10 protein-coding genes and 1 riboswitch (1 of these 11 running past the window's edge) are annotated in these 12696 nt (G+C 46.2%); of the genes, 2 read left to right on the top strand and 8 right to left on the bottom strand.

Translation table 11 applies throughout. The features are described 5' to 3' along the window. From murI to AR383_RS15115, 4 genes are all read right to left on the bottom strand, one after another. Positions 1-768, bottom strand: partial view of a glutamate racemase gene (gene murI, locus AR383_RS15130; protein WP_055733891.1) — the 5' portion only. 18 nt of this gene lie to the left of the window's left edge; only the first 768 of its 786 coding nucleotides appear in the window; the start codon lies at positions 766-768; its stop codon lies off the left edge, out of view. A gap of 80 nt (positions 769-848) precedes the next feature. Further along, the gene (locus tag AR383_RS15125; RefSeq protein ID WP_232304808.1) at positions 849-1937 is read right to left on the bottom strand and encodes a TonB-dependent receptor domain-containing protein; all 1089 of its coding nucleotides are present in this window, start codon (positions 1935-1937) and stop codon (positions 849-851) included. Next, positions 1895-2680, bottom strand: a complete 786-nt coding sequence (locus AR383_RS15120; RefSeq protein ID WP_055733889.1) for a TonB-dependent receptor plug domain-containing protein — start codon at positions 2678-2680, stop codon at positions 1895-1897. The genes AR383_RS15125 and AR383_RS15120 overlap by 43 nt, the downstream gene beginning before the upstream one ends. A gap of 39 nt (positions 2681-2719) precedes the next feature. Then, a riboswitch (cobalamin riboswitch) is annotated at positions 2720-2939 on the bottom strand. A gap of 56 nt (positions 2940-2995) precedes the next feature. After that, positions 2996-4177, bottom strand: coding sequence for a DUF5610 domain-containing protein (locus AR383_RS15115; protein WP_055733888.1), 1182 nt, complete (start codon positions 4175-4177; stop codon positions 2996-2998). Between the two features lie 146 nt (positions 4178-4323). Between AR383_RS15115 and trmA the strand changes: the two genes are divergently transcribed. Continuing rightward, positions 4324-5430, top strand: a complete 1107-nt coding sequence (trmA, locus tag AR383_RS15110; RefSeq protein ID WP_055733887.1) for a tRNA (uridine(54)-C5)-methyltransferase TrmA — start codon at positions 4324-4326, stop codon at positions 5428-5430. Between the two features lie 53 nt (positions 5431-5483). Here the strand turns inward: trmA and AR383_RS15105 are convergent, their stop codons facing one another. Both AR383_RS15105 and fabR read right to left on the bottom strand, forming a co-directional pair. Continuing rightward, entirely contained in the window at positions 5484-5822 is a 339-nt protein-coding gene (locus tag AR383_RS15105) for a DUF1422 family protein (protein WP_055733886.1), read from the bottom strand. Between the two features lie 9 nt (positions 5823-5831). Further along, entirely contained in the window at positions 5832-6452 is a 621-nt protein-coding gene (gene fabR / locus AR383_RS15100; RefSeq protein ID WP_055733885.1) for an HTH-type transcriptional repressor FabR, read from the bottom strand. A 280-nt stretch (positions 6453-6732) separates the two neighbouring features. On the opposite strand from fabR, the gene AR383_RS15095 reads away from it, so the two are divergent. Then, complete coding sequence (locus AR383_RS15095; RefSeq protein WP_055733884.1) at positions 6733-8808, top strand: alpha-amylase family glycosyl hydrolase; 2076 nt, start codon at positions 6733-6735, stop codon at positions 8806-8808. A 150-nt stretch (positions 8809-8958) separates the two neighbouring features. Here AR383_RS15095 and metL read toward each other — a convergent pair whose 3' ends face one another. Together metL and metB are read right to left on the bottom strand one after the other, a co-directional pair. After that, positions 8959-11367, bottom strand: a complete 2409-nt coding sequence (gene metL, locus AR383_RS15090) for a bifunctional aspartate kinase/homoserine dehydrogenase II (RefSeq protein WP_055733883.1) — start codon at positions 11365-11367, stop codon at positions 8959-8961. Between the two features lie 29 nt (positions 11368-11396). Beyond that, a complete protein-coding gene (gene metB, locus AR383_RS15085) occupies positions 11397-12554 on the bottom strand; it encodes a cystathionine gamma-synthase (protein ID WP_055733882.1) in 1158 nt (385 codons plus the stop codon). Positions 12555-12696 lie beyond the last annotated feature (142 nt).

Genomic DNA, 12696 nt, shown 5'->3' with positions numbered 1-12696 from the left:
GCTAGTTAAACGATAGGCTTGCAGGGCTTGCTGAAAGCCCAACTCTGTGGAGGTTTTAGTGCAATAAGCACGTGCCTCCATTTTTTTTGCCTGAATTTTAGGCGCCGCGTCTAATTGTAATAGGTGACGAACTCGCTTAGCTATAGCCTCGCCTGAATCAATCAGTCTAACAGCTTGCCCTAAAATCAGCTGAAGCTCTTCCTTGAGTAGGGGAAAATGAGTACAGCCAAGCACCACACAATCTAAATCTTCCAAAGTAGACCAAGGATGAAGTGCTTCTCTTATCAGCTCCAGCTGAATGCTTTTCCCTGCCAGTTTCTGTTCGGCCAATTTTACCAATAGGGTTGAACCTAATAGTTCTACTTTGCAATCGGATGCGAAATCGGCGATCAGCTTCTCCGTATAGGCTCGCTCAACTGTTCCCGGAGTCGCTATCACGCCAAAGTGACGAGTCTTGCTATACATTGCCGCTGACTTTATAGCAGGCACCACCCCTACCACCGGAATACTAAGGGCTTCACGTAAATAAGGTAGGCTTAGAGTACTGGCCGAGTTGCAGGCCACGACCAATAACTCAGGCTGTAGCTCTGAGACGGCCTTTGTTAGTAGCGACCTCACCCGCTGAATTAATGCGTCTTCGGATAATTCACCGTAGGGAAAGTATAGGTTGTCGAATAAATAGCTATATTGCAGTTCGGGGTTAAGAGCTTGTAATTGCTCTAGAATGGATAAGCCACCGACACCTGAATCAAAAACAAGAACATGCATGGCCGATTAGTGCGCCTCAAAGAAAAATCAGCCCTAGTTTAACCAAAGCTAGGGCTGAGAGCTACGCTAAGCCAGTGCTTTTAAAACTGATAACTAGCAGCTAGTTCAAAACTACGACCACGACCTTGGTAGTTAGCCGCTGTAGAGTACTCTTTATCAAACAGATTGTGCAATTTGGCATCTAATCTGAAGCCGTTAGTAAAGCGATAGTTAGCACTTAAATCCCAAACAGCATAGCTATCTAGTACTTGTGTATTAGCTGCATCTTCATAAGACTCGCCACGCCACAAAACATCTAATACCACATTAAGCTGCTGCCAGTTAACATCGGCTTTGTACTTGATTTGCTCCTGCGGACGACGGATCAACCGTTTACCTGTTGCCTTGTCTTCAGTATCCAACAATTCCAAGATAATTCTATGGTTTAGCCAAGCGGTCGAAAAGTCACCTTGTACTTCAATACCTTGAATACGTGCATCATTGACATTATCCGGAGTCCATAGAGGCCAGCTATCAGGGGCTCCGCTATAGTCATTATCACAGTTAGCCACACAGCCCCAAGCAATCAGGTTTTCTATGTCGTTATGAAAAACATTAAACTGCCACTGCGCGCGTACCAAATCTAAGGCGAAACCAAACTCGGTATTGGTCGAGGTTTCGGCTTTCAAGTTGGGATTTTCGCTACCGGGATAATAAAGGTCATTGAAGGTAGGGGCTCGATAGGCAGTACCGTGCAGAGCATTAAAGCGTAGATCATTTTGTAACTGCCATGACCAGCCTACATTATAGGTGGTATGTTCACCGTAGTGTTGGTTGTCATCGTGACGTAAGCTCGCTTCAAGCACGTGTTTAATATAATCAGCGCGAGCATTAACATATACCGCATTGTTATCTCGGTCTTGCTTTTGGTAGACCACGCTAGAACCCGAAATATCTTCATTTTGCAGATCGACTCCGCCCTGCAACAACCATTGCTTATTTAGCTGGTAGGCAACTAGCCAATTTACAGCCTGGCGTTCGGTGAAATAACGGTCTGGGTTAACAAAGTTAGTCGCATCGGCACTATCTGAGCGATCTTGTTGGTAATTTAAGGCTAATTCGCTAGTCCACTGCTGAGCTTGATAATTTAGCTTGGCCCATAAACCGCTTGTTTTTGTTTGTTTAGGTATTTGCTTCCCTGAATGTACTCGGATTCACCCTCATTATATAGAGTGAAAATGCTGGCACGCCAAGCCTGGTTAAAGCGATGTTCTATGCTGAACAAGCCCCCTAAGCTTTCATAACCATAGTCTTCATTAAGAGTATCTTGAGGACGAATATCATAACCGTCACTGCGATTAGCATTGAGCACCACATTGTATTGGGTATTATCGGTGGCGAGTCCGCTAGCACGAACAGCAAATTTAGCACTGTCTTCTGTGCCTAAAGCCGCCTTCAAGCCTAAGAACTGCTGTCCAAACTCAGGGCGAGTAATAACGTTAATGACTCCGCCCACCGCATCGGCTCCATAAATCGAAGCACGAGCCCCGCGTATAATTTCAATTCGTTCAACAAACTCTAAAGGTAACAAGGATAATTGAGCGCCACCATTGGTAGCAGTATTTACTCGCACACCATCGATCAAGAATAAAGACTGGGCTGAACTGGTACCGCGAATGAAGACACTTTCAGTTTGGCCAACACCACCATTACGAGTCACACTAATGCCCACCTGCTGTTTCAAAACATCAACAATATCTTGGGCACCACTATTCTCGATTTGTTCTCTATTAACTATGGTCAAAGGGGCAATAACACTATTGGCAGGCTGTTGCATGCGATTGGCCGTCACCACCATAGTTTGCTGTTGGGAGGTTTCTTGGGCATAGCCGAAAGCTGGCGCAATAGCCGCCAGTAGAATAAGCTTTTTCATCGATTTGATCCTAATCTTCGCGTAGTACTTTTGCTGTATAACAGCATGTGCGTTGTGGCAGGTATTCGGACTTGGAGGCGTATAACTTGTACTACGGCTGCGACTTCCCGTTTAACAATGCAAACAGTGTCTGGAGATCCTTGAACAGGTCAATCCTTGAGCTTTCGTTCCTCTTTACCGCTGCGCGTCAGTTCTGGATTTTCACCAGATTCCCTATTAAGTTTCGCAAAAACGAAACACCACAGCGGGCGAGATTATAAGTGAGGCTTAATGTGATTGATAGCACAAAAAGCCTCATATTTTATCAACTTGAAATTAACTAATATTGTCTGCAGCGTTATTCGCAGGAGCGCTAGACGGTGGGGCGTTAAACATTGCTAAAGCCTCGGCCATGCGCTCGGCAAATCCTTTAAAGCGTGCTACATCAGCGGCTTTATCTGCGGGTTCCGCAGGGCTAGATAGAGGCAATATCCCATCGAGTAAACGTTCAGTTGAAGCTTGCGGCTCGGCAAACAGGGCGCTCACCTTAGCTTGAATTTCTTGCCAAGAACTTAAAAACTCACTTAATTCTGGTATTAATTCAGAACTGTTTTCGCTTGGCTGATTTGCAGTTTGATAAGCTTGGCTCACCGCAACGCTTTGCTGCTGTTCAAAATTAACCGCAAAACCCACCAATTGCTGTTCATCAAAACCAATACTCAAGGCATGCTCAAAAGCTTGGTCGAGATTTCCCTTGAAAAACTGAGCCCCTACTTTATCAACTTGTTTGACTAAATCAGCAATAGCGGCCAGCTCATCATCATTTAAATCGCCTTCAACAGAAAAGCTGAATTGCTGCTGGGAACTCAAAGACGCTTGTATTGAAGAACGCCCTTCACTATAACTAGCTGCTAATTGCGAGCCATAACTGATGGTGACCTTATCACCTTCGGCGGTTTCTAACTCAATAGAGGCGGAGTGACTACTCGCCATAGCCATTTGCTGTTGAATTGGCACCGATTCAAGCTGGTAATCACCCTCTTCAATCTTTTCTAATCCGTCTTGAATTAAGTCATAACTTTTATCGATGCCTTTAGCGAGTTCCTCATCGAGTAAGCCAGCATCACCCAATTCTTCGCGAGCACCTTCAAAGCCCATATCTACGCCTTTACGCGCTTGCGCCATCATCTCGGCAAGTTGGTCTTCAGGCATCCCCGATTGCTTGGCACTGTATAAAGAGCTGGCCACAAAATTGAGCACATTGCGCGCGACTTCTTCGGCATCAAATAGTTCGACTTGTTGGGGTTTCGCTAAGCTCACTCCACCGCTGGCCATGGATAAGGTGTGTTTTTCAACCGAGCTCAACAATACGTGGCTAGCGATAGCCCCTTGTTTATGCAAACTCGCTTTATCGTTTGCCAGTTCATTACGCTTTTCTATTGCAGGGCTAGACTGCTTTAACAAACGCTCAGCGTAATGCTGCACCGACGTTTTACCCACACCATTTAGTTCATTCATAAGGCCTCCACGGATTTACCCTAGTCAAGCCTTATCGGCGAGCTAAATTAAAACTTTAGAAATAATCTCACTATTATTGTAGATAAACTGGACAAGCAAGCAATGCGCCTTTAAATTGCGCAGCTTGTTAGAACAGAGGAGAGGCCATGAGCGCTATCGCATATTATCCAGACCAATACCAAGAACTCTTGGCCGAAAAAGTCAACCAACGCTGCCAACAATTTGCCGAGTTCTCACCACCGGAGCCTGGAGTATTTGCCTCTCCATTGAAGCACTACCGAATGCGAGCTGAATTTCGAGTGTGGCACGAAGGTGACGATCTGTACTACATCATGTTTGATCAACAAACTAAGCAGAAGTTTCGAGTAGACAGTTTTCCACCAGCCAGTGAGCTGATTAACCAATTAATGCCACTATTAATTGAGAAGCTAAAAGCTAACTCTCTACTGCGCCACAAGTTATTTCAGGTGGATTTTCTATCGACCTTAAGTGATGAAGTGATCGTAAGCATGCTATATCACAAGCCGATTGATGAGGCTTGGCAGCAAGCCGCCGAACAATTAAAAACCGAGCTCAGCCAGCACTTTTCTATCCAGCTTATTGGCCGCTCACGCAAACAAAAAATTTGTTTAGATCAAGACCGAGTAGATGAAGTATTAACTATCAACAATGAAAAGCTGATCTACCAGCAGATAGAAAATAGCTTTACTCAACCCAACGCCGTAGTAAATCAATACATGTTGGAATGGGCTCAACAAGCCACGGCCAACAGCCAAGGCGATCTCTTAGAGTTGTATTGTGGTAATGGTAATTTCTCGCTGGCCTTAGCAAAAAACTTTCAACGTGTGCTGGCTACCGAAATAGCCAAGCCTTCGGTTGAAGCTGCGCAATACAATATCAAAGCAAACGATATAGATAATGTAAAAATTTTACGTTTATCTGCTGAAGAGTTCACCCAAGCCATGTTAGGCGAAAGAGAGTTTCGTCGTTTGAAGGAAGCCGAGGTAGATTTGGGCTCCTATCAATGTAATACCATTTTGGTCGACCCCCCGCGGGCGGGCCTAGATGATGCCACCCTCGGCATGGTGCAAGCTTATGACAACATCGTCTACATCTCTTGTAACCCCAATACCTTATATGACAACTTAGTGAGCCTAAGTAAAACTCACCAAATTAGTCATTGGGCCTTATTCGATCAGTTCCCTTATACCAATCACATTGAAGTGGGCATGTACCTGCAACGACGAAGCTAAATACTTCAAGCTTGAGCTGTGCAATAAGCTTGCGCAGCTCTGCCTCTAACTATTTAACGCTTAAAACCACCTATTTTTGCCATTAACCACAAACCCAAGCCGAGGCAAATAATCAATAACACTAAGTTACTGCCCAAGTCTGGCAGTTGCGCACGCAACAAAGCCGAATAAGCTAAGGCCCCCAATACAAATGCAGCCACACTTAATAACGGAGAGTCTTCGCTGAGGTCTTTATCCATATATAGCTGATATAGTTGCACTATCGCTAGGCCAAAAGTCAGTATTGGGAAAATAGAAAAAGCCAGCTCCGCTACGGTTAACACCGCCAAGCTAGCGCTTCCCGATAAACCGGCAATAAAGGCTAATACTAATAAGGATTTTCTAACTGGCATAAACACCTCTTAACTTAAGGTTTCCGAGCGATTATACAGTGCCGCTCCCTTGGCAACGATACGTAATTGTTTCACCGTTTTCTCTGCTAGTAACTGACGCTCCTGCTCCGCTAAGTCTAGCGCCGAAGCCCCGGCGTTAAATACCAACGTCACCATCGCTTCCGCTTGGATCTCAGCATCCTCTCGTGGACAACGGTACTGCCACTCTAAATAGTCGGTAAGCTCAGCGATAAAGTGAGTAAACTCCCTCGCTACTGCGGCCCTAAATGCTGGAGAAGTGCCAGAGCGTTCACGCAATAACAAGCGAAATACATTGGGGTTATTACAAACAAACTCCATAAAGGTTTCTACAGAGGTGCCAATAACACTGCCACCATTGGCAATAATGCGTTGCCGAGCTTGACGCATTAATTGACGCAGGGTTAAACCACCTTCATCCACCAAAGTTAAGCCTAATTCCTCCATATCGGCAAAGTGTCGATAAAAGGACGTGGGGGCAATGCCGGCTTCTCGGGCCACTTCCCTAAGACTTAAACTCGATAAACCACGTTCGGCACTCAACTGGGTAAACGCAGCTTCAATAATGGCTCTGCGGGTCTTCTCTTTTTGCTGTGCTCTTACACCACTCATATACTACGCTTTCCTCACCTTGGTGGCGCTATCATACCGCGCTAAGTCAAAAACCCAAATCTTGTCAGATCCCGCTTTTATTAATGCTTCACTAAAAATTTAGCTTTCTAATTTAATCCATAAAAGTGAAAAGCCTTTCATCAAAAAAGCGGATTCTCAATAAAGGCAAAGATGCGAGCTAGGTCAATTTTCCATCAAGTTGAAAACGCTATCAAGTATCTAGTCCTTAGGCTCTGTGATTAACTCTGGCTATCGAAGACGTATCTAGCAAGGATGAATAATGAATTGGTCCAAAAGCGCCATCTCAATGGCAGTTGTATTTGGTTTAAGCGCCTGTGGTGGCGGTGGCGGTGGCGATGATTCAACACCGACAACACCAACCACCCCAGATTACGAATATCAAGCCTACGCCTGTGATGCCGGTGTTTATGAAAAGGCTCAAGAGCTACGCATTTATCAAGTCATGACCGAAGCCTTTATCGACGGTGATTCAAACCATGACTACAACACGGGTTATGGTACTAGCCACCACAAAGGTGATTTACAGGGTGTTATCGACTCTCTAGATTACATTCAAGATCTGGGCATGAACGCCATCTGGTTAACGCCTATTTTCGACTCAGAAGGCAGCGATAGACTTGATGCAACGGGCTACTTTACCCGTAACTATTTTGCCATCGATCCAAACTTTGGCACTCTTGAGCAAGCCAGAACACTGGTAAACGAAGCACACGCTCGTGGCATGTATGTATTATTTGATGGCGTTTTTGGCCACCATAAAGGTAATGTAACACCTTCACCTAATGGCCTAACACCATCTGGCGGTAGCAACCCGGTAAGTTACCCTGGTACCGACAACGATACCCTTGAATTTTATAAAGAAGTAGCTAGCTACTGGGTAGAAGAGCTAGGTATTGACGGCTGGCGTTTAGACCAAGCCTACCAAGTGCCAATTGGCGCTTGGGGTGAAATTCGTAAAGCCGTAGAAGATGCCTCTGCTGCGACCACTTACACCATGAATGGTGAAACGGTAAATCCGCTGGCTTACATGGTGGCTGAAATTTGGGATGGCGGTGGTAGCCAAATCCGTGAAGAAGGTTATGGTCCAGAAACCGCGCCTGGCATTTGTTCGGCCTTTGACTTCCCAATGCGCTACGCAATCACTCAAACCTTTGCGGTTGAAGAGAGTGGCAGTGGTGGACGCGATGCCAGCAATCTAGCCTCTGCTTACAGTGCTCAAATTGCCAATCCAGCCCATGCTGTTCCTAATGGCTTCATCGGTAACCACGACTTACTGCGTTTTGGTGACTTATTACAACGAGGCAACATCGCCGAACCTAGTGACGCCGAATACTGGAACCGTCATAAAGCAGCATATGCTTTCTTAGCAGCTTACACTGGCCCTATTACTCTTTACTACGGTGAAGAAATCGGTGATGAAGTGCCTAACTTTGCTGAGGAAGTCGACAACACGACTTGTGCCGATTTAGGCCTATGTGATGACCACGTAGCTCGCAATAACGGTAAAGTAGAAGGCTTACCAACTGGTGCTCGCACCAACAACGAGCTATTTACCGCCAATGCTAACCAAGCTGATTTACGCGATTATGTCGCAGCCTTAATGACCATGCGTGCAGCGAACCCTGCTTTATACAAAGGTGAGCGTACCACCATTGCGACTGAACATTCGGCAGATGTCTTCTTCGACCATAAACAAGCTGAAGACAACACCGTATTGTTCCTTAGCAATACTTCAACCGGCACCATTACTATTGATGTTACCGGTGAGGAAATTGGCAGTAATGGTCAATTACGTAACCTGTTAAGCAATGAAACTATCGATATCGCTTCTGGTAGCTATAGCATCGAAATCGAGGGTTTAGAGTCTTTATTCCTAGAAGTTGTCTCTCCTACCGCAGAGGGTCCTCAGCAAGGAAATGGCGGTGGTCTGGTTGGCACAGGCCCATTAGCTGACTGTAATGCTGCCGATGTAGCTGGCGACGGTCCATTAGGCGAAGGCATGTGGATCCGCGGAAACTATACTGGCGGAGATGGTTTTAACGCGACTCCGGACAGCCATCAGTTTAGCTACAAAGGCGACAACATCTACCAAGTAGTGGTAACTGAAAGCCAAGCTACCTCGTTCGGTTTCAAATTTGCTTCTGCTGAGTGGAACTACGAATTTGCCAGTGCTACTGGTACTGCCAGCATTGCTAATGAGTTAGCCATGAGCGTAGCTAGCGGTCCAGGCACCGAGTCTACAGTGGTGATTCCCGAAGCCGGCAACTATGTATACAGCTTTGAAATCAATGCTGCCTTAACAGGCGGAACCATGATGATAAGCAAGTGTGAGTAACATTCCAGACGAAGGGCAATCGCCCTTCTTTGAAGTGCAGAAGGTATCTAGCAACCTTTAAAGCTAGAGCGAAGGTAGCAACCTTCAAGCGTTTGTAAACACCCTTAATATCCTAGTTCGGCCTCTTACTGTTTGTAAGAGGCCTTTTTTTTATCGAACGTACTTACACAGCGTGACTAAATCAGCTTGAATTGCACCAGCCGTAACTTCGCGTCCTGCGCCCGGCCCTTGAATCAACAAGGGGTTCTGTTTATACCAAGCGCTTTCAATCGCAAACACGTTATCGCAGGGTTTTAAATTAGCAAAAGGATGGTGCTCAGACACACTCGTTAGTCTAACCTCCGCTTGGCCTTGATGATCAACTCGAGCTAAAAAGCGAATCACTTTACCTTGGCGTTGCGCATCCTTATAGGCTTGTAACATCGGTTCATCAAGCTCACTCATGGCATCTAAAAACTCATCCACAGTTAATTGGGCTAGGGAGTCAGGCACCAAAGAGCGTAGCTGAATATCTTGTAAGTCCATAGTTAAGCCCGCTTCACGCGCCAAAATCAGCAACTTACGCTGTACATCATTTCCAGACAAGTCTTCACGCGGGTCTGGCTCGGTCAGGCCTTGATTTAAAGCATCGTTTAATAATTCGGAGAAGGGCACACTGCCGTCGTATTGTTGAAACAACCAACTCAGAGTTCCCGAAAAAATTCCCGATATGGAGTGGATTTGGTCTCCAGAATCAAGTAAATCTTGAATGCTCTTTTGCACCGGTAAGCCGGCACCTACCGTTGCATTGCTTAGCCACAGTGAAGAATGGTCACTAAAGGCTTGTTGCAGCGCCGCATAATTAGCCTGAGCACTGGCTCCAGCATGCTTATTCGCAGTGATTAAATGAAAGCCATGACGGGCAAACTCAGCATAATAGGCGCTCAATGATTCACTAGCGGTGATATCCAAAATGGCCAGCTCATCGTAAGGATGGTGTTTCAGCTTATCCATTACCTCAGGCCAAATAAGCGGGGTATCTCCCTGTTCACTCCACTGTTCAACACTCACCCCAGAAAAATCAATATGACCAGCTTGGCTAGAAAACACGCCTGCCAAATGAAGTTCCAATTGATGTTGCTGCTCTAACTTTGCTTGCTGCTGACTAAACAACTGCAACCATTGGCTGCCAATGTTACCTTTACCAAAGACCACCAGCCCTAAGCGACGCTTCTGCTTAAATAGTTGCTGATGTAGCGCAATCAGTAGCGGGTCTAAGGTGACCCTTCTCACTACCGCACAAAGACTGAGCTTATCTTCACTAGAGTGAATAAACTCTAATGCCTGCTCAGCCAATTGTTGGAAGAATAAATAACATTGGCGTGGTTGTTCAGATACTCCAGCCCCCACCAAGGCCAACAGGCTATAGCCTTGTTTTTTGGCGACTTCCGTCACCGCAAACTCGGCTGCAAATTGATCGATGATAGTTAAGGCTTCTGCTACTCGCTCTGGTGTATACGCCATGCGTAAAGAAGCGCTTTCTGCATGTTTGTGGCGAGTAATCGGTGCCATTTGATGCTCACCAAGACGCGCCAACAAGGCATTGGCATTATTGAGGAAATCTTGCTGAAAACTCAGCTCCAACAATACGATGTCATCCACAGAGCTAACGATTTTGGCGCCATTACTCTTAGCCGCCTTACGATGAATTACGGTTTGGCCTGATGCTGGCGCATAACTGCAACGTAAACTGACTTTTTGTCGCGAACGCGCTAAGGGCTCTAAGGTACGAGCGTGTAATACTGAGCTGCCGATACGTGACAGTTCGTAAGCCTCGCTTAAAGCGAGGTTTTCGAGTAAGAATGCCTCTTTCACCAAGCGCGGGTCGGCACTATAAATGCCTGCTACATCGCTCCATATGGTGGTAGACACGGCATCCGCTAAGGCCGCCAATTCTGTGGCCGAATAATCACTGCCATTGCGTCCTAGAGTCACGGTGCGTTGCTGACTATCGCTACAAATAAACCCGGTAACCACTATACGGCAAGCGGCTTTTTCCGCTAAACATTTGGCCAGCAGGGGAGCACTTTGCTCAGCATCCACTTGCGGTTGGGTTGCGTATTCAGCTTTGAAGAACTGTCGCGAATCCAACCAATCTGCTTGGCAATCGCGTTCACAAAGTAAGGCCGCTAATAAGCGAGCTGACCAGCGCTCACCAAAAGAAAGCACTTCATTACCGTTAAATACATCCAACTCGCCTTCTAAAACAGCGGCGATTTGGCGATGCTCATTATCCAGTTCGCTTAATATAAGCTGAGCCGGAGCCTCGCTAAGCAAATCAGTCACCAGCTTGCTTTGAAAATCGATCAGCGCCGCTAAGGCTTCAGCCGCCGCATTATCGGCTTGCTTCGCCAGCTCAATAATATTCAATAAACGATTAGTGGTTTTGCCGGCAGCAGAAACCACGATGAGATCTTGTTTCTGGCTATGTTCCTGAACAATTGCCGCCACGCGTTTAAAACAATCGGCATCGGCCAAGCTACTGCCACCAAATTTATGTACATGCCTAGTTACCGACATGGTTAACCTCTCTATCTATGCTGGCTAGACTACAAGTGAGCAAAGGCCTGCTGTAAATCATTGACTAAATCTTGGGCGTCTTCTAAGCCCACAGACACCCGTAATAAGTGCTGAGAAATCCCCGCTTCCGCCAAGGCCTCAGCCGACATCGCTGCATGGGTCATAGTGGCAGGGTGAGCAATCAAGGTCTCAACACCACCTAAAGACTCCGCCAAAGAAAACAGCTTTAACTGTTTAAGGAAAGCCGCCATTTTGCTTTCATCTACGTTCAGCTCGAAACTAAACATAGCACCAAAGCCCGCTTGTTGGGCTTTAGCTAAAGCATGACCGGGGTGCTCTGCCAAGCCAGGGTAGTAAATTGCGCTAACTAAAGGCTGCTGTTGCAAACAAGCAACTAGGGCTTGGGCATTTTGTTGGTGCACGTTCATGCGTGCTTTAAGAGTGCGCAGGCCACGCAAGGTAAGATAAGAGTCGAAGGCTGAACCGGTTAAGCCCAAACAGTTCGCCCACCACGCTAAGTGTTCAGCCAATTCGGCATCTGCAGCCACCACCATGCCCGCTACTACGTCAGAATGGCCATTGATATATTTGGTCGCCGAATGCACCACTATATCGGCTCCCAGCAAAATCGGATTTTGTAAGGCAGGAGATAAAAAGGTATTGTCTACCACCAACAAAGCGCCAACCGCATGGGCTTGAGCCGCGATAGCTTGAATATCAACAATTCTTAACAAAGGATTACTGGGCGTTTCTAACCACACTAATTTAGGTTTCTTGGCTAACAACGCGCTTAAAGCTTGCTGATCATTTTGGTCGACAAAGGCCACTTCAAAGGCATTTTTCTTGGCTAAGCTATCGAACAAGCGATAGCTACCACCGTAGCAATCATGAGGCGCCACCAACAAATCTCCAGGCTCAAGCAACGCGGTAAGCAAATTCACCGCCGACATACCGGTATTGGTTATCACCGCCCCTGCACCATGTTCCAGATCAGCAATCGCTTGGGCTAACAATTGACGAGTAGGGTTACCTGAGCGGCTATAGTCAAACTGTCGCTTCTGGTTAAAGTCAGCAAAACTATAATTACTCGACAAATAAATAGGTGGCACTATCGCCCCATGTTGGCTGTCACTTTCTATACCACTGCGCACCGCAATGGTTGCTGCCTGAAGATCTTTTAAAGACATGGCTGATTTACTCCCTCAAAATATCCTGCCACTTTACCACTAGCAAAAAGGACGTCAACACTTCTAGACGTCTAAATGTCTTTGCTGTTGGATTGCTAAGTGACATTTCCCCCGTTACAATAGGGTTTCTTTAGTTTGGTGT

Origin of the sequence: Agarivorans gilvus (genome assembly GCF_001420915.1) — a bacterium.
Classification (GTDB): Bacteria; Pseudomonadota; Gammaproteobacteria; order Enterobacterales; family Celerinatantimonadaceae; genus Agarivorans; species Agarivorans gilvus.
This window is presented reverse-complemented; position numbering and strand designations above follow the sequence as displayed.